Genomic DNA, 19492 nt, shown 5'->3' with positions numbered 1-19492 from the left:
ACATTCGGGATTAACATGACAGTATAATTTAAAACTAGCTTGTTAATCCCGAATTACAGATGGTTTACATCGGGATTAATCGATTCCGGAAACGATTCCTAAATCTGTTAATTTAGCCTCTACCTGATGATCAGCATAGGCTGTACTTTTGGCATTAACTAACATCAATTCTTCTGCCTTTTCCACCATTTGTACAGAACCTATAAATATTGGAACACGCTGATGAACTTCAGTAGGCTGTATTTCTAAAATCCGCTCAAAACCTGTGCTTGCTTTGCCGCCAGCCTGCTCAATAATAAAAGCCATCGGGTTACATTCATAAAGCAATCTTAACTTGCCTTCAGGCGAGCGGGCTGTAGTCGGATAGATATAAATTCCTCCATTGATTAAACTTCTGTGAATATCTCCTACCATAGAGCCGATGTAGCGAGATGTGTAAGGTCTGTTAGAAGCCTCATCTTCTACCTGGCAATACTTAATATATTGCTTCACTCCTTCCGGAAAATGAACGTAGTTGCCTTCATTGATAGAATACGTAGCACCTGTTTCAGGAATTTTCATTTCTGGATGAGAAAGACAGAACTCGCCAATGGAAGGATCGAGCGTAAATCCATTCACCCCTTTTCCCGTGGTATAAACCAACATGGTAGAAGAGCCATAAATAATATAACCAGCCGCTACTTGTTCCGTACCTTTCTGCAAAACATCAGCAATACTGGCTTTTCCCTCTAAAGATTTACGTCGATAAATTGAAAAAACCGTACCCACCGCAACATTAACGTCGGTATTAGACGAGCCATCCATTGGATCTATGCAAACAATATATTTGGCATTCTGTGAAACCGGCGAATCAATATGAATAATCTCTTCTTCTTCTTCAGTGGCAATGATACAACATTCGCCACCACTGGTTAGGGCAGCTATAAATTGTTGATCTGCGTATACATCAAGTTTTTTTTGTTTTTCTCCCTGGATGTTGATCGTACCTACATGACCAATCATATCAACCAAACCGGCTTTATTTATTTCCCGGTTTACAATTTTTGCTGCAATTGCAATATCACGCAATAGCCTGGAAAGTTCTCCTTTAGCGTAAGGAAAATCTGCTTGTTTTTCTATAATAAATTGCCCTAATGTGACTACGCCAAAACCCATACTTAGTGTATATTTTACATTATCTACCTGATAATTCTATAACTTCTAAGGTATGAATATTTTCTTCAGAAATGCAAAATCTAACCAGTGTTCTCACTTTGTGCCAACCATGTTTTCCGGCCGCGCCAGGGTTTATGTGCAGGCATTTTATTTTTTCATCGAACATTACTTTTAAGATATGTGAGTGCCCGGTGATGAATAATTTGGGAGGGTTAGTGTAAATTTCTGGCTTAACATAAGAGGAGTACTTTCCGGGATAACCGCCAATATGAGTCATCCAAACATCTACTTGTTCACAGCTAAATCGATTTTTCTCAGGAAATTCAGAGCGAATTACCGCATCATCGATATTCCCGAATACCCCGCGTAAGGGCTTAAAGGCAGCCAATGGCGCTGCCACATCATTACCAAAATCGCCAGCATGCCAAATTTCATCTACCTGATCGAAATGTTTGAAAACAGCATCATCAAGGTATCCATGCGTATCAGAAATCAAGCCTATTTTTCTCATTTTGTGAATTTAATTGTGCTAATTGTTTACAAACATCAGCAGCTATTTATAAGTTTATCATTTACCCGCGAAAAAGAGAGTAACCGAATTTTTCAGCCTCAAACAACAGCATTACCAGTCGTTATTTTATGTACGATCTTATCCTGATTTATTAAATTAAAAGGCTAGAAAAAAATCCTTTAGCAATAACTTATAGGCGGGACTATGTTTCTTCAGTGATTCATAAATATAAAAGTCAGTTTCTCTGAATTCTAAATCTTCTCTTGCTAAGCAAATAATCTGTCTGAAAGTCGGCTTTTGTTGATCAGAGTGAATATTTATTCGTTCAGCAAGCTTCAAGTGATGCGTTGATGCATACTCAATCACTTCGTTGGCTTGTTTAACAGGAAGAATTAACCATAGCATACCTTTTTTTGCCAATAACTGATTTGACTTATCAATCAGCATTTCGAAAAACTGTTCGTCTGCATGCCTGGCGATTCCCTTTCGCTCCTCTGTGTTCTTCAGATCGTTTACAAAAAATGGAGGATTAGAGACAATAAGGTCAAATGGTTCGGAATGGCTATATTGTTCAATGGCTATATGCTTAATCGTTAAACGATCACTAAAGACAGACTTTTGAAAGTTTCTTCCAGCAGTTTCTGCAGCCTGTGCATCAATTTCAACCGCCTTAACTTCAGTTTCAGGGAAACGCTGCGCAAGCATGAGCGCCATCACTCCTGTCCCTGTTCCAATATCTAAAATATGTTGAGGCCCTTCATGATTAGCCATTGCAGCAATCAATACCCCATCGGTATTAATCTTCATGGCGCAACCCGTCTGGTCGACTTCAAATTGCTTAAACTTAAAAACACTCATAACAAACTAACAACCAACTCAATACTTCAAACCCCTAACCCAACTAACCCTCTAACCCAACTAACCCCCTAACCCCCTAACCCAACTAACCAACTTCTACCCCTCATACAGTTCCAGCGGCAATCCATCCGGATCAGCGAAAAAAGTGAATCTCTTTCCTGTAAATTCATCAATTCGAATAGGTTCGGTAATTATTCCAACTGCATTTAATCTTGAAATCTCTGCTTCAATGTCATCAACTTCAAAAGCCAGATGCCGTAAACCTTGTGCCTCTGGTCTGGATGGACGCGCTGGCGGATTTTCAAATGAAAAAAGTTCAATCTGATAGAGGCCATTAATAGCAAGATCTAATTTGTAAGAATTTCGTTCTTCCCTGAAAACTTCAGCCAACACTGTAAAATTTAATTTATTTACATAGAAATTTTTAGATTTTTCGTAATCTGAACAGATGATGGCGATATGATGGATCCGCTTAAACATAAAAAGTATTTTTTGAATGCGTAAATATTTGAATAAATGAATTGGAAGGGCAAAGTTGCAGAAAAATAATGAGGACAAAAGAATCCATCTGATATGCAGGTAAAATGGAGAAATGGGCAAATCCTATCTGCCTGGCGGTACTTTTACCTGAAGGGTTCTATATTATTAACGCTGACCACTATCTTTTAATCAGCTTAAATTGCTTTACCTGTTCGCCATTTTTAACGATCACTCCAACATAAACACCTGTAGTAAGTGCCGTTAAGCCAAAGCGATTCGTACTTGCGGCTTTCTCTTCGAATACCTTTTGCCCTAAAACATTAAATATAGAAAGGCTATAATCTTCAAAAGATCCACTTAAAATGGTTAAATAATCAGTTACAGGATTAGGGTAAAATGAAAATTCATTCTCTTTAAGGAAAGTCGCAGAGACCAGATCACTCACAATATTTCCATTCGCCGTTTCAAAAGTTACGCGATAAAACTGTATACCGGATTTAGGTTTATCATCAAAAATGGAATAATCAAGTATATTATTTCCTGGTTTCGTTTGCTGCAAAACCGTATACGTATCTACACCCGTTTGTTTCTCCCAAATGATGCTTTTGATATCCAATACAGTCCCGATGCTGAGGTCGAGTCTAATTTTATTATCGCCAGTAACGGAAGCAAACAGACTTCTAACATAGCAAGCAACACCTTGTTGGGTATAATCGATGGTATAACTCTTTAACCCTGTAAAGTCTTTACCATTTGCCGCCACAGCATAATACTGGCTGGCAATACTGTTCACATTTAACTTAACCAAAGTATCAGTAACTGTTGCAACTGGCGATAATACATCATTAGTGATGCCGTAAATTGTATAATCTTTGGCTCCAGCCTGTGGATTCCAGTTTAAAACGATCCCATCTTTACACACATAACCTACCTTTAATACCCTTGGCGAGGAAATAACGAAACGCTCGCTGGTAAAAACAGCACTACCCACTTCCATTTTAACGGTAGCTTTCGAAAATAAATCGGGGGTACCCCAATTGTAAAATCCTTTTGCCAAATCCACATTCGAATCGATCACTTTCCAGCTAATGCCATCATCATAACTTACAGAAAGCTTACCCTTTTTATCAGGATAGGTACTTTCCCATCGGATGTAATTATCTTCTCTTCCAAAAAAATATACTTCTTTATCAGGCGTAATAAAAGAGAAGGTATTTTTATATTTATATAGATAAGCCAGCGCAAAATTCTGTTGTGTGCCTTGTGAAATGCGGTCGCCTTTTACATGGACTTTGAAATTGCCCTCCACCGGATTTTCAATACTCACTTGTTGAATGTTATTAATCTGATCTAATTTTCTTGTTGCAGGCAAGGCAATAGAATCCAAATTAGATGCGCTGCTTAGCACCCATGGCAAGGTAACCGATCCGGATGGACTTTCAAGACTTAAATCCAGGCCATTTACCAGGCTTTGCGCTGCATTTACCGCAGCAGCCGGATCATTCCAGGTAATGGTTAGTTTAGTTTCGGCAACATTTGCCGGAATAGTTAGTGGAATGATTAGATCTTGTCCCTTTGTTGCGCTATATAATGCAACTCGATTTTCATTAAGGGTTTTTAAAGATTGGGCGACATTTAATTTTCCATAACCAAAAATGTAATCTACCTGTGGTGTTCCCAAATCATCAGCTGAGTTTATTAAAGTTGCCCTGATTAGCGAAGCAGATGGTGCTTTTGAAAACTTTTGATGATAAAATTGCTCCAGCAACGCAACAGCACCGCTGCTAATCGCGGCAGAACCTGATGTTCCATCTTCGCCTAAGGCTACGAGCTCAGGTTTTACGCGGCCATCATAAGCCGGACCTTTACTACTCTGGTTTTCTGAAATATTTTCCCGGTTAATCCCGCCTATCACTAACAGGTTTTTGGCTTGTTTAAAGTTTCCGGTTAGGTTAGCTCTTCCTGTTAATCCCTGATAAAAACCGCCAGTTGGTGTTTGCGTGCCACTGTTGCCAGCAGAAAAAACATGAACCAGGGTATCGGTATCAAATACCTGTTGATCATATGCAGCAGCTTCTATTCCATAATTATTATCTATTCCAGTTCCATACGAATGGTTTTGTACCATAATCTGCAGGCGATTTAAATCTGAAACCGGATCGGGAAACAAATTTGTAAAACTAGAAAAAGCCAGCTTTGCATTTGGCGCGGCGCCGAGCCCACGAATAAAAGAATTTCCCCTTCCTAGTGCCAGTGTAGCCATACTGGTGGCATGAGCAGTTGCTGTACCACCGGTAACTGCACCTGAAACCGTTTTTCCGAGTAGATCCAGATCAGTTAGGTCATACATTCCCTCTTTAAACGAAATATTAATGCCCGCTCCATTAATACCAGGGAACAAACTCCGGGCATTCGTAATTTGGTTGAGTCCAAGATCAGATCCATTAATCACCACTTCTTGCTTGGCAACTGGGAGAATATCAGCATAAATGATCTCCTCTTCTGTAAGTATTGAGGTTAAATCGTTAGCGGTAATGTAAATAGTATAAATAGCATGCTGCAGATCAACTGATTTAATGTTTAACGGTTTTAAAAACCCGGGTTGCAGCGTACTATTTTTAACCGCTAATCTTACAGTGATGGAATCGCTGTTTTTACTTTTGTGAAGGAGCTGCGCTAAGCCATCGCTGGCTTTCCATAAGCCATTTGCCTCCATTTGATAAGCAACTCGGCTAGAAAGGCTAGAAATACTGGCCTTACTAACAATAAAATAATCGCCAGTTAGTTGCTTTTTCGGTTGTAAATTCCGGATTTCTGCTAGTGTTAACTGGTGATCAAACCTAACCAACAGGACATCATTTAAACTTGATCCTGTCTTTTTATCGTTGGCAGAAACAAATTTTTGCATTTTTTTTTCTACTCCACCAGGTTGTCCTTGTGCATTTAAACGTAATACGCACACACAAATTAATATAATTAAATATACAGTATTGACTCTCAAAAAATATTTTATTGTAAAATTTTGTTTACATCATAAATCTTCCCTAAATTAGCATTTATAAGGTAATTCACAAATTATATTAACTAACTTAACTATTTATCCCCAATTAAATCTAAACTAAAATGAAAAAAACCAAATTTTTATCAGTGGCAGCAGCATGTTTATTGTTCACTACTTTATATTCTTGTAAGAATAATGATACAGAAACTGCGGCCGAAAATAAAACTGATATTTCTACAGCTACCTTGGAGAAGGTTAAGTCTTTAGGATTCAGTACTGAGAATATCCGTAAAATGGATGGAGGCTATTTAGTTGAAGGAGATATTCTTTTAACTGATGCCAATTTAACTGAAGCTGCTTCAGGTGCTAACTTAAATATTGCTGAAACTGAGCAATACCGCACCACCAATGTGGTAAGATCATTACCCCGGGTGATCACTGTATCCATTACTAATTTACCTCAGGTATATAGTGATGCTGTAAATACGATGATTTCTAGATATAACTCCTTGGGTTTACAGATTACTTTTCAAAGAGCAGCTGCAGGCACAACCGGCAATATTAATGTGGTTGGCTTTAACGAAGCGGCAAGTGGTGGATTCATCACTTTAGGTTCTGCAGGTTTCCCTACCTCATCAGGTAACCCTTTTAATCAAATCAGAATGAATACCAATGCTGCTGCTTACGGTGCTAATCCAAACTTATTGTATCTTGCTTCTGTGATCCAGCACGAAGTAGGTCACTGTATCGGTTTACGTCACACAGATTATATGAACCGTGCTTTTAGCTGTGGCGCAAGTGGCGCAGGAAACGAAGGTGCATCAAACGTTGGAGCAGTAGTAATACCAGGAACTCCAGCTACTCCTGATGCCGCTTCTTTTATGTTAGCTTGCTCTAATGGTGGTAACCGCACATTCAACGCTAATGATGTAGTGGCATTAAACTACATCTACTAACAAAAGACCAATTGTGAATTACCTTATAAAGCGCTCCGGAATTATCCGGAGCGCTTTTTATTTAATCAGATTATTGCTGCAGACAATATCCAGTTTTAATCGGCCAGCTCTTTGATAAACTTGCCATTAGCACTGTACCAAACATTAACATCCGGTGTGCCTTCAATGTCTACCTTATAGGTAATTTTTCACCGGTTCAAAAACAACCCTGCGGGCACCCCTCCAATGGAGGATAATTGCAATCGCAGTCTAGCTATCGCCACCCTGCTCGTTTAAATAATTTTCCCGCAGATTAAGAAGATTTACGCAGAATTGAGCGGCAAAAATCTGCGGTGGTCATTTAGCTCTGCGGGACCAAATTTGCATTATGCCGTAGGACGGTTCACACTCCAGCGATTGATACCGTGCTATGACCACATGCTATTGCTAACTCGCTATCTGGCATAAGAGATGATGGAAGGAGAAAACGTTAAAGTTTCAACCACAATCTTTTATACCCCACAACCCAAGGCAGCGCGTTCTCTCCCGGTTCTTCATCGGGTGCTTGTGCTGCCGAAATAAAACTTTACGAATTTATCCAACATCAGTTCCAAGCCTTGATTTTTTTGTTACTTTTTTGATCAAGCAAAAAAGTAAAAGCCCTTCGGCGGCTAGCCGAGGCAAGGCTGCGCAGCGGGAAAAAGTTTTCTGCAGGTGATGACACCAGCCGATAGATGAATGGTACAAAAAAATGTCTTTCACGCTTCGGGTTTAAAAGGATTTTATCGTGTCCTGGCCGGACGGGCCTTTTTTCTTTTGACACCAAAAGAAACAAAACTGCCGGCTCGCATTTTTTTTATCCAAGTCAGTAGATGGGCTTGGTCAGTGCCATCCCAAAAATTGACCATGCCGGTCTAAGAGCAGAACGAAGAAACGGTGGTTTGGCCTTGTTAGGTAGTGATAGCGATCGCCATTCTTATTATAAATCTAAGTCCGCATCCTAATTTCTCCCTATGCTATTGCCACCTCGCTATCCGGCCTAGGAGATGATGGAAGGAGAAGCCGTTGAAATTTTTGCACCAACCTTCAAGTACCTCAAACCCGAGGTAGCGCGAACGGCTCCTAAAATAAATCTTTATTAAAAGAAAATCGAGCCCTTGCGCTACAACCATTTAAATTTCGACGCGCTAATCCGACATCAGATCCAAGCCTTGAGTTATTCATAAGTTATTTATGTTTTTATAGGTATTCATGAGCTCGCAGAAAAGCTCGGTTTTGTTACTTTTTTGATCAAGCAAAAAAGTAAAAGCCCTTCGGCGGCCAGCCGAGGCAAGCCAAGCGCAGCGGAAAAAGTTTACGGCAAGTGATCACACCAGCCGATAGATGAATGCTACAAAAAAAATGTCTTTTACGCTTCGGGTTTAAAGGATATTATCGTGTCCTGGCCGGACGGGCCTTTTTTCTTTTGACAGCAAAAGAACAAAACTGCCGGCTCGCAATTTTTTTTATCCAAGTCAGTAGCTAGGCTAGGTCAGTGCCATCCCAAAAAATTGACCATGCCGGTCTAAGAGCATAACGAAGAAACAGTGGTTTGGCCTTGTTAGGTAGTGATAGCGACCGCAATCCTTATTATAAATCTAAGTCCGCATCCTATTTTCTCATCCTGCTACCACCACCCTGCTAACCGGCCTAGGAAATGATGGAAGGAGAAGCCGTTGAAATTTTTACACCTCCGTTCAAATTCCCTCACAACCCAAGGTAGCGCGAACGGCTCCTAAAACAAATCTGTATTACAAGACGAATCGAACCCTTGCGCTACCGCCATTTAAATTTCGACGCGCTAATCCGACATCAGGTCCAAGCCTTGAGTTATTCATCAGTTGTATATGTTTTTATAGGTATTCATGAGCTCGCAGAAAAGCTCGGTTTTGCTTCTTTTTTGATCAAGCAAAAAAGTAAAAGCCTTTCGGCGCCCAGCCGAGGCAAGCCAGCGCAGCGGAAAAAGTTTACGGCAAGTGATGACACCAGCCGATAGATGAATGCTACAAAAAAATGTCTTTTATACTTCGGTTTAAAAAGATATTATCGTGTCCTGGCCGGACGGGCCTTTTTTCTTTTGACAGCAAAAGAAACAAAACTGCCGGCTCGCATTTTTTTTATCCAAGTCAGTAGATGGGCTAGGTCAGTGCCATCCCAAAAAATTGACCATGCCGGTCTAAGAGCAGAACGAAGAAACGGTGGTTTGGCCTTGCTAGGTAGTGATAGCGATCGCCATTCTTGTTATAAATCTAAGTCTGCATCCTATTTTCTCATCATGCTATGGCCACCCTGCTATTGCCACCCTGCTATCCGGCATAGGAGATGATGGAAGGAGAAGCCGTTGAAATTTTTGTAGCAACGTTCAAATACCTCTACCCAAGGTAGCGCGAACGGCTCCTAAAACAAATCCTTATTACAAGTCGAATCGAGCCCTTGCGCTACCGCCATTTAAATTTAGACGCGCTAATCCGGCATCAGATCCAAGCCTTGATTGTTTGGTTCTTTAGTATCAAGAATAAAGAACAAGCCCTTCGGCGGCTAGCCGAGGTAAGGCAGTGCAGTGGGAAAAACTTCTCTGCAGGTATTGACACCAGCTGATAAATTAATGCTACAAAAAATGTCTTTTACGCTTCGTGTTAAAAGGATATTATCGTGTCCTGGCCGGACGGGCCTTTTTTCTTTTGACAGCAAAAGAAACAAAACTGCCGGCTCGCAATTTTTTTTATCCAAGTCAGTAGCTGGGCTTGGTCAGTGCCATCCCAAAAAATTGACCATGCCGGTCTAAGAGCAGAACGAAGAAACGGTGGTTTGGCCTTGTTGGATAGTGATAGCGATCGTCGTTCTTGTCGTTATAAATCTAAGTCTGCATCCTAATTCTCATCATGCTATGACCACATGCTATTGCCATCCTGCTATCCGGCCTAGGAAATGATGGAAGGAGAAGCCGTTGAAATTTTTGCACTTTCTGTTCAAACACCTCTACCCAAGGTAGCGCGAACGGCTCCTTTAAACAAATCCTTATTATAAAGCAAATCGAGCCCTTGCGCTACCGCGATCTAAATTTCGACGCGCTAATCCGACATCAGATCCAAGCCTTGAGTTTTGCTTCTTTTTGTCAAGAAAAAGAAGAGAGCCCTTCGGCGGCTAGCCGAGGCAAGCCAGCGCAGCGGGAAAATCCTGTAAATCAATTACAGGATTAAATCAAAAACTGTAAACTTTTTTTAGGACGAGACACAATGCAGAAACCACCCCGCCCTGCGGGCACCCCTCCAATGGAGGGGAATTGCAAACGCCCCCAAGCGATCGCCATTTAAACTTCGACCTGCTAATCCGACATCAGCCCTTCGGCGGCCAGCCGAGGCAAGCCAAGGTAATCGGTAATATTAGCGATTAACGTCAAGCTTCTTCCCAGCTAAATCTTCCCACCTATAAAAATGAAAAGTTTTATCATCACTCATCGCCACTAGTAACCCATGCTTAAAATCAGCATTTAAGGGGACTGAAACTACATCGATCCCATCTGTTTGATTGGCTGCATATTTTATAGTAGTTACCAGTGGGTGCTGATTTGGAGCACCTGCCTTCCCTATTCTGCTATATACTTTCAATTGCCTCGCACCCTGATCAGAAACTAAAATATATCCTTTATTACCAGCCGTTTTATAAATGGCAACCCCTTCGTTATCCACCGCAAAATCGCCTTGACCAAATAATGCCAGTTCTTTATTTCCCTTTAACGGATCTGCATAATATTTACGTACCCCAAATTGTTCATCACAGTAATAAACAAAACCAAGCTCATTATCAACAGCTATTGCCTCAATCTCTTTTTTGCCGCTATAGCTTCCAAACTTCCGCACTAAATCGGCTTTAATATTACCCTTTCCATCATCCTTTAGCAAGTATTGCCATAAATAACCACCTGCTTTCGGACCCGATTTTCTACCTACAATAGCATAAATTTTTCCACTCGGGTCTGTATACATGGAAATGCCCATCACGTCTCGAAACCCGGCCCCAGTCTCGTCCACAAAAACCGGAATCCCACCGTTATCAACAGGCTTCATCTCTGGTAAAGAATAGATTCTCAGTTTATGCGTAAGGCGTTCGGTAGTTACGGCAATATCCGTTTTTTTCCCCGCCAGATTTAATCCATAAGCAATATCTACATTGTCAGGTCTTTTTAAGCCTTTAACGGTTTTCGACTTGATTATTTTACCTTTTAAATCAAACACATACAATCCGCCATTGGCATCTTTATCTGTGCCAATTACTAAAGATTTAGCCGGATCAGCTGGATTTATCCAAATTGCAGGATCATCAGTATCAAAATCGACAGGTTCTGAAACGTATAACGGTTTAATGGCATTCAGATCTATCTGCTGTGCACTTCCATTACAAGAAATGATTAAGCTTAACACTGCAACTGCTGCAATGTTGATTAAATTTTTGTTTTTCATTTTATAATTTAGTGCCATATGCACCAACAAACGTTGCTGGTGCTGGTGAAGTATACGTGATGCCATTTTTCATAACGATGCCTGCCTGATGGTGACGGGTAAAGTTTGTAATTCCCCTGCCCAGCGCTGGAGAATTTCCCTGTAAATGAAAATCCCATGTGGTATTAAAATCTGCATTATTAACAGAAGTATTTACCGGATAATTTACAAATTTCGGATCATTGGCACCTGCGGTTGTGCCAATGATATCGTTTTTACCGCCAACAACATCGCCTTTTGGCTGAAATTGGTTTACGGTAACCTGATCAAAACCATAATACCAGTTATTGCTGTAAACGGACCTGGAATCTTCAGGTTTTTTAGGGTCTCTTTTTACACCAAAACGCGTATTAGCGAACAGGTTGTTATACAGGTCAGCGCGTACAGTACTTTCCAGCCAAACAGAACCACCCTTAGCAGTTGGTCTTCTCCAACCTGTATTAACCATGGTATTGTTGTAAGCAATAATGTAAGTTTGAGGTGTTTTATCTCCAGTGTTCGAAAGTTTCAGCGCATTGGTATTGGTACTGTAAATCAGATTATAAGCGATATCTGCCAGACAGCCAGATTTAAAATTCATTGCTTCGCCGCCGGTTACACCAGTGGTGTAAAAAACATTGTTAGCGAAAATAATCCTTCCACCTTCAATGTAAGTACAATCTTCCTGCAAGTTTCTAAACACACTGTTTTGTACCACCAATCTCCCCTTAGCATTGGAGAACCATAAAGCCGGAAGGTTTTCGCCAGCTACAGCTTTGTATAAACCCATTTTAACTGAAGTAGAAGCATCTGAAGTAGTAGAACCTGCATATTCGATAATTGTATGATCAAGCACTAACTCTTCGCAAGTTGGTCCGGCCAATATCCCACCCCAAAGTTTTCCGAATTTTTTCTGTGCAGTTTTATAGAATTCATTTACCGTAAATTTAATCGGGTTTTCTGCTGTACCCAAAGCGTACAAATTGCCTTTCACTACAATTTCCGGTTTAGCAACCGTATCCATTAATATGGTTACCCCTTCTTCAATAGTGAGGGATTTACCTTCTGGAATAATGATATCACCCTTTATTACCTGCGTACTTCCTTTTGTCCAAACACCTGAAACTTCTCCTATGGCTGAGCCCTCAACAATGGAAGTATCTACATCAATATTGGCTTTTTCACATCCCGTAAGGGCCAGTACCAAAAGGATGAATAATTTAAAAATCTGATTCGATTTCATATTTCTTGATTTAAATTTCAATTAGTTAAACTTATACCTAAAGCCTAGTAAATAACTCTGACCATAATAATCACTTCTGATGAGTGTTCGTCCATCTTTAACCAGCTCTTCGTTAATTTTATCATTCTCCGGGTTGGTTCCTTTGATGAATAATTTAGTAGGAGTGTTTAAGATGTTGTTTGCTTTTACAAAAACACTGATCCCGCCTTTAAAGCGTTTCTCTGCGGATGCATCCATCTGAACAAAGCCTTCCTGCCATAAATCGTTGTTTAGGAATTGTGAAACTGTATTGATCCTCGGACCTGTGTAAGCGCCAGCTACCTGGGCATCCCAACCTTTTTTAGTGTCCTTAAACAATAAGGAAAGGTTTCCAATATGTTCAGACTGGCCATATAAAGGGCGTTCCTGATCAATAGAAAGCGCTTGAATATCACCAGTGGTAGTGTTAATCGTTCTGATGGTTTTTGGCGTGGTAATGCGAGAATGGGTGTAAGTGTAATTTGCCTTCACACCAATCTTGCTGAAATATTTAATGTAGTCTACCTCTGCACCAAAGTTATTGGCAGTACCAAAGTTTCCGGGAGTGTAATAAATATCCTGCCCGCGAACGGCATCTGCCTGAAATGTATATTCAATTGGGTCTTTAATTTTCTTATAGAATGTGCCAATCATTAATTGCTCAGATGCACCGGGAAAAAGCTCATAACGCAGATCGAAGTTATCGGCCAGGGCACGTTTTAAGTTCGGGTTTCCACGTTCCTGAAACTCTTCATTTACCACTCTACCAGGTACAATTTCATAAAAGCCAGGGCGATTAAGTGCCTTGTAATATGATGCATGCAATTGTGCTTTATTGTTTAAAAAATATTTCGCTGTTAAACTTGGTAAGATATCGGTATAAATTTGCGCACCTTTTGGAAAGGTTTCCCCGGCCGGGAAAAGCAAATTATATCCCTGATTGGTATGCTCTACCCTTGCTCCGCCAATTAATTCTAGCTTTGCAGAAACATATTTAAACATGGCATAACCTGCGCTGATTTTTTCGGAGGCATCGTAAGTTAATGGGTTAGCTACTGCACCTGTTGGATTGGTAACAATTAAATTCAGATCAGTATAGTTCTGAAAATCCACGCCATACAGGCGACCAGCATCTGCTGCACCTGGTGCAAGGGTATAATTATTAAAGAAACTGCTCCGTTGTTTATCGCGGTATAAACCACCTGCCATCACATCCAGTTTATTACTTCCAAGATCGAAACGATAAGTTAGGTCCAGGTAGCCCGCTAAATCTTCATCTGTGTTTCTTTCCCATCTGCGGTTTACGGGTGAAGTGTTAACCAAACTGGTTCTCCTGCGCTGAAAATTCTGCTCTAAACCATTCAGGCTAATGCTGGTATTTTCAGGTACATCATTCTTTGCAGAAGAATAAACAGCAGACCATTGTACCAAAAATTTCTCATCAAAAAACTTATGATCTCCATGTAAGGTGCTGTTATAAATCTGTTGTTCTGTTAAGCGGCTTCTGGTATTATAAACCAGTTCTGCATTTCCAGCAACCGGATTATATACGCCATTATAAGTGGTAGTTATGGCATCCCTAAGTTGTTGGTTTTTAAGATTAACATACACATTATACAAGGTTAGCTGGTGGTTTTTATTAAAAGCATAATCTACCTTACCATGCAAACCTGTGCGCTGTTGCTGCTCAGAAAATTCACGGTAACTCTTGTTAATAATCACCGCATAAGTATCTGTTCCGTTAACAGCAGTGTTGTAGAATGTGCTGTTGCTGCCGCGATAAGTGTTCTGATAACTTCCGGCTAAAACCACACCCAATTTATTATCTAAAAACCGCTGACTTAAAGACAGGCTACCAATGAGATTAGGCAATGGATTTTTATATTTATAATCAAGCGTTCCTTTTGTGAAATCATTTTGGGTAGCGTTATAGCTTTTCCCGTTGAGTTCTGAAGGCGATTTAGACTGAATATCTGAAGCGTTAAAACTGGCAAATTTGCGATCTAAAAATAACTGGCTATACCCGGAAGAAAGATTCGCGTTTACCTGAAACTTACCTGGCGCATTTTTCATCACCATGTTAATTGCACCACCAATGGCATCGCCCTCCAGATTAGGGGTAAGTGTTTTATAAACTTCTAAACGATCAAGCAGATCTGATGGAAAAAGATCCAGCGGAACGTAGCGATACTTATTATCCGGACTTGGAATTTTGACCCCGTTTACCAGGGTGTAATTGTACCGCTTATCCATTCCCCTCAAAATGGCATATTGCCCGTCGCCATTGCTATTTCGCTCAATGGATACGCCGGAAACCCTTTGCATTACATTGGCTACGGTTAAATCCGGAGAAATCTCGATGGATTTACCAGATACAATATTCATGATCTGTGTGGCGTTTTTCTCTAATCTTCTGGCCCCCTGATCAGTTGAACTTACCGGATTTGATTTAATAATTACATCGTCCAGGCTTTTAGCATCACTTTCCATATAAAACTTCAGGTGTTCGTTATCCTCTTTTACCACAATAATGGTTTTGGTAATGGTTTTATAGGTAATGTAGCTTACGCTGATTTTGGTACTACCCATCGCAGCGGCTTTAAATTCAAACGTACCATCGAGACCGGTGTTTGTTACCCGCCGGGGATTTTCCATCACTACCGTTGCGCCTACTATCGCCTCTCCGGTTTGCTTATCGTAAACATGTCCTTTAATTTTTGTGGCATTTGCTGTGCCCGCACAAATGAGAACGAAAAATAAAATTTGTAACAGTTTATTCATTGTGTTTGGTATGTCTTTTATTATCGACGGCACAAAGGTGTATTACGAAACCGATACTCGGAAATTACCGGGGTTACATAAAGGCAACACCGTTACTTAAGCCATCAACGAAAAAGCAACACATAACCATAAAATTATCATTACCAGATACTTAACACAATTAAAAAGCGCCGTTATGCTTTTATTACCGTTACATTAACAAATTGTTAAGCCCAAAAAAAGGCCAGAAAAACGTTTGTAAACCCGAATGATGTAACGTTTAAAGCGCCTGAATAAATGCTGATAAATTATCGCCTTGCGCCAGATTTAGCTTTCTGCGAAGCCGGTATCTGGAAACCCTCAGGCTATCGGTTGATATGCCGAGCAAGGTGGCAATGTCTGCAGAATCAAGGTTCATTTTAAGCAATGCAATCAGCCTCATATCTGCAGAAGTTAGTGCATTACTAAACTTTTTTAGGTTTTCCAGAAACTGGTGATGGACCTGTTCAAAGGCTTGTGTAAATTCTTTCCAGTTGCGTTCGTGATTAAAACTTTGGTTAATCTCCGTTAGAATTTGATTCATTTGCTTTTTCTGGTCACGCTTATCATCTTTCACCATCAGTTGTAAGGTGTTTCTGAGGTTTTCGAGAAATTGATTGTGCTTGATCAGGTTTAAGGTGTGGTTAGAGAGTTCCTTACTTTTAACCTCCAGTTGCTGCTTTAGGTGCTGTTCTTCTAACTGGAGGTTCTTGAGTTCCAGACTGGTTAGATTATGTTCAATTTCTTTTTGTTTTGCCAGCATCTGCTGATCTTTCAATTTAAACCGTTGCCGGCTAAAGATGACAAAACCCAAAATAATTAGCAACACAACTACTATGGTAGCCGAAAACGTAATGATCCTGTTAATTTTTTTATCATTTTGTAGTTTATTAATCTCGTCTGTTTTTTTGTTAATATCATAAAGTACCTGCAAAAATGCTACTTGTCTGGCGCCATCTTCAGAGTATAAATCTATGGTATGTTTGTACCCAAGCTGCACGTAATGATAGGCACTATCCATCTGCTTCAACAGTTCATATGCTTTACCTAAATCTCTGCAGCATGAGGCCAACTGGTAGATATTACCCGTTTTGTTTGCCAGATTCATCGCCGTTTCTGTTTGCTTAATACTTTCCCTGTACTTGCCTGTTTTGCGTAGCACATCGCCAAGGTTATTAATCACTTCGATGCTGCCAATCTGATTTTTATCTGCCTGATATAAGGTGAGCGACTTTCTGAAATTCAGTTGAGCCAGGTCATACTTTTCGAGATCTTCGTAAATGCTGCCAATATTTTCATAAATTTTAGCTGCACCACTTTTGTCATTTGTTTTTTCGCTCATTTTTAAAGCGATTTTTTGATAATAAAATGCCCGTTCATAGTTGCTGCGTTTTTCATATAACTGACCTATATGTCCGTAAACAATAGATTGACCAGGAAGATCTCGCAGGCGCTGATAGATCTTCAAAGCGGAAGTGTAATGCTTTAAGGCTTTGTCTGGTTGCTTTACGTAGTAATAAAGCACGCCCATATCCGTCAGGTTTGCCGCAAGTAATGTAGGCTTATCAAATCCGGAGAAAATTTTATCTGCTTTTAAAAAGAAATCCAGAGATTGCCTGAAATGCCCCTGCCGATAACACACTTTCCCCATCTGTTGCAAACACTGTCCCTCTAAAATTATATTACCATTCTCTATCGATTGAGCGTAGATTTTCTTCAACTCGATAAGGGATTCGATTGGTTTCTTAGTTTCATAATCCAAGAGCGGAAAGGCCTCTCCCTCCTGCGCATAACCTTTTGATAACGAAAGACTCAACAACAAGCAGATATACCAATATTTTAACATGCCTAAAAATAGTTTTTGGCAAAGAACGGGCTTGAGTGTTAAGTTAAGGTTAAGTTGAAAGAGCAAAGCTTAAAGACTAAAGACTAAAGCTTAAAGACCAAAGCTGAAAGACTAAAGCTGAAAGACCAAAGCTGAAAGCAAAAGCTATAGACTAAAAATAATCTTTAACTAGATCTCAAAAACGCTACCGCGGGTATGTAAAATAAACTGTGTCAATCTAAAATAATGCTTCTTAAAAACAGCAAATTTTATCACAACAAAAACCCTATCCTTCATCAAATTTCTTATTAGAATGTGATTTGGGAATAGGGCTCTCCTATGAAGTGATGGTAATATTATTTTATTGCTTTGTTAAATAACTTTCTAATGATTTCAACGCATCTTCCCATCCTTCTTTGTGCGGGTGAACACCTTCTACTTCACTTTCGCTTTCCTGATGGATAGTTAATTCTGCTTCGCCATCTATTTCATTAAATTCTACAGTAAGTAGATAGTTGCCATTTTCCAATGCAGTTCCATCGAGAATCCAGTTCCAGGTATACACCAATTTTTCTTCTGGTTTCACTTCCTGATATTCTCCTTCAATTACTAATCTGGTATCATCTTCCCCATCAGGCTCGAAAGTATAGGTTACTTTTCCTCCTTCTTCAAGACTATTTTCTACACTGGATAATTTTTTTCCGGCTGGCTGCCACCACACTTTCAACGCCGACTCATCAGTCCATGCTTTAAATAAGGTTGTTTTGCTCGCCGCAAAACGTTGCGTTATAATAATTGGTTCGTTTGACATAGTTTTCCATTTAACATTTAAATTAGAACACTATCTTTTTACAAAAGTTCAGTATATTCCACAATGGGTTAAGATTCTAAATTTCAATTCTTTGCAGAAGCGTTAAACCAACCCATGGCTTATACTTTTGCATAATTAATAAAAAAATCTTGATGGCGGCTGTTAACTATCCGAGCGAATACAAATTAAGGATCACTTCGGCTAACTTTCATGCGTTTAGCCAGTTTGTTCTGCTTCTTCTCTTCATCCCCAAGAATAATACCCCAGGGTTTTAAGCTCTCTACCCTATCGAAAATAATTTTCAATACTGCTATTACGGGAATGGAAAGGAACATTCCTGATATTCCCCAGAGCATTTCACCAACAATTACGCCCAATACTGTAATCAATGCATTGATTCTAACTTTTGAACCCACTACAATTGGAAGCAAAACATTACTATCTATGAGATGGATAACCACTAAGGTTACCACGACTAAAATTACCTTTGTAACTGCTGTTGCCGTAGCGAACGTTATCAGTGTGCTCAATAAAAGCGCTACAAAAATTCCGATATATGGAATAATGTTTAATATCCCGGTAATTAATCCAAGTAGAAAAGCATACTTAATGCCAAGAGCCCAAAATACAATACTTACTGCAGCTGCTACAATTGCCATTTCTATGAGTAAGCCAATAATGTATTTCCTGATGATATATTGTACCTGTTCGATAATATCATACACCAATTTATTGTTTTCTTCTAAAAATACAGAAACCAGAAATTTCATAATTAAACTGCGGTATAGCAAAAAAAAGAATGTGTAAATGAAGGTGAAAACCAGAAATAGTAAAATTGATGATAATGATAACACCGTTGCGCTCACTACGGTTGTGCTCGATGCCAATGCTTTTGTAGTAGCTGTATGTACATAATTTAATTGCTTCGCCGCATCAATATTAAAGCGGGTATCGATCCACTTTTGCAAATTTGATATGGTTATTCCTAACTGCTCCTTAAATTGTGGCCAATCGCTAGCCAGGTTACTTAATTGTGAACCGATAATATAAAGTACCAGGCAAACGGTACTAAGCATCAAAATCACAGAGAGCATAGAAGCCGCACTTCTTGGCAGTTTAAATTTCTTTTCAAAAAAAGAGGCCATTGGCAGCAAGAGGATCGAAAAAAGGCTGGAGAAAATCAGTGGAGAAAGAATTTCCTTTGCAATGATAACCAGGTAACCAAATGCAATCAGGCTGACCAACACGCACATCGTTTTAACATAAAACGGGCGTTGTGAAAATTGAATATCCATAATTATAGTTCGTATTTTGGGAAGGGGTTTACTTGATATCGATT

Annotated in this window: 12 protein-coding genes; 1 reads left to right on the top strand and 11 read right to left on the bottom strand. The window is 39.8% G+C overall.

Annotation, left to right across the window (positions count from 1 at the left end):
* Nucleotides 1–75: 75 nt before the first annotated feature.
* The 5 genes from fbp to SOM16_RS07405 all read right to left on the bottom strand — a co-directional run bounded on the left by fbp (nucleotide 76) and on the right by SOM16_RS07405 (nucleotide 5912).
* A complete protein-coding gene (gene fbp, locus SOM16_RS07425) occupies nucleotides 76–1155 on the bottom strand; it encodes a class 1 fructose-bisphosphatase (RefSeq protein ID WP_320463359.1) in 1080 nt (359 codons plus the stop codon).
* 19 nt (nucleotides 1156–1174) lie between these two features.
* Nucleotides 1175–1666: a metallophosphoesterase family protein gene (locus SOM16_RS07420; protein WP_320463358.1), complete on the bottom strand. Its 492-nt coding sequence runs from the start codon at nucleotides 1664–1666 to the stop codon at nucleotides 1175–1177.
* Nucleotides 1667–1822: 156 nt separating this feature from the next.
* Nucleotides 1823–2524: a tRNA1(Val) (adenine(37)-N6)-methyltransferase gene (locus SOM16_RS07415; RefSeq protein WP_320463357.1), complete on the bottom strand. Its 702-nt coding sequence runs from the start codon at nucleotides 2522–2524 to the stop codon at nucleotides 1823–1825.
* Between the two features lie 96 nt (nucleotides 2525–2620).
* Nucleotides 2621–3004 (bottom strand): VOC family protein, encoded by a 384-nt coding sequence (locus SOM16_RS07410; protein ID WP_320463356.1) that lies wholly within the window; start codon nucleotides 3002–3004, stop codon nucleotides 2621–2623.
* A gap of 178 nt (nucleotides 3005–3182) precedes the next feature.
* On the bottom strand, nucleotides 3183–5912 hold the full coding sequence (locus SOM16_RS07405) for a S8 family peptidase (RefSeq protein WP_320463355.1): 2730 nt from the start codon (nucleotides 5910–5912) through the stop codon (nucleotides 3183–3185).
* 215 nt (nucleotides 5913–6127) lie between these two features.
* On the opposite strand from SOM16_RS07405, the gene SOM16_RS07400 reads away from it, so the two are divergent.
* Nucleotides 6128–6961: a M57 family metalloprotease gene (locus SOM16_RS07400; protein ID WP_320463354.1), complete on the top strand. Its 834-nt coding sequence runs from the start codon at nucleotides 6128–6130 to the stop codon at nucleotides 6959–6961.
* 3401 nt (nucleotides 6962–10362) lie between these two features.
* Here the strand turns inward: SOM16_RS07400 and SOM16_RS07395 are convergent.
* The 6 genes from SOM16_RS07395 to SOM16_RS07370 all read right to left on the bottom strand — a co-directional run bounded on the left by SOM16_RS07395 (nucleotide 10363) and on the right by SOM16_RS07370 (nucleotide 19448).
* The gene (locus tag SOM16_RS07395; protein WP_320463353.1) at nucleotides 10363–11439 is read right to left on the bottom strand and encodes a phytase; all 1077 of its coding nucleotides are present in this window, start codon (nucleotides 11437–11439) and stop codon (nucleotides 10363–10365) included.
* Between the two features lies 1 nt (nucleotide 11440).
* Complete coding sequence (locus tag SOM16_RS07390; protein ID WP_320463352.1) at nucleotides 11441–12700, bottom strand: right-handed parallel beta-helix repeat-containing protein; 1260 nt, start codon at nucleotides 12698–12700, stop codon at nucleotides 11441–11443.
* A gap of 21 nt (nucleotides 12701–12721) precedes the next feature.
* Nucleotides 12722–15499, bottom strand: a complete 2778-nt coding sequence (locus SOM16_RS07385; protein ID WP_320463351.1) for a TonB-dependent receptor — start codon at nucleotides 15497–15499, stop codon at nucleotides 12722–12724.
* 259 nt (nucleotides 15500–15758) lie between these two features.
* The gene (locus tag SOM16_RS07380) at nucleotides 15759–17363 is read right to left on the bottom strand and encodes a tetratricopeptide repeat protein (protein ID WP_320463350.1); all 1605 of its coding nucleotides are present in this window, start codon (nucleotides 17361–17363) and stop codon (nucleotides 15759–15761) included.
* Between the two features lie 340 nt (nucleotides 17364–17703).
* Complete coding sequence (locus SOM16_RS07375; protein ID WP_320463349.1) at nucleotides 17704–18153, bottom strand: SRPBCC domain-containing protein; 450 nt, start codon at nucleotides 18151–18153, stop codon at nucleotides 17704–17706.
* A gap of 185 nt (nucleotides 18154–18338) precedes the next feature.
* Entirely contained in the window at nucleotides 18339–19448 is a 1110-nt protein-coding gene (locus tag SOM16_RS07370) for an AI-2E family transporter (RefSeq protein ID WP_320463348.1), read from the bottom strand.
* Nucleotides 19449–19492: the final 44 nt, after the last annotated feature.

The sequence above is a fragment of the Pedobacter sp. CFBP9032 genome, assembly GCF_034045265.1.
Lineage (GTDB): Bacteria > Bacteroidota > Bacteroidia > Sphingobacteriales > Sphingobacteriaceae > Pedobacter.
The sequence above is the reverse complement of the archived record's forward strand: the minus strand, read 5'-3'. Positions and strand labels throughout refer to the sequence as shown.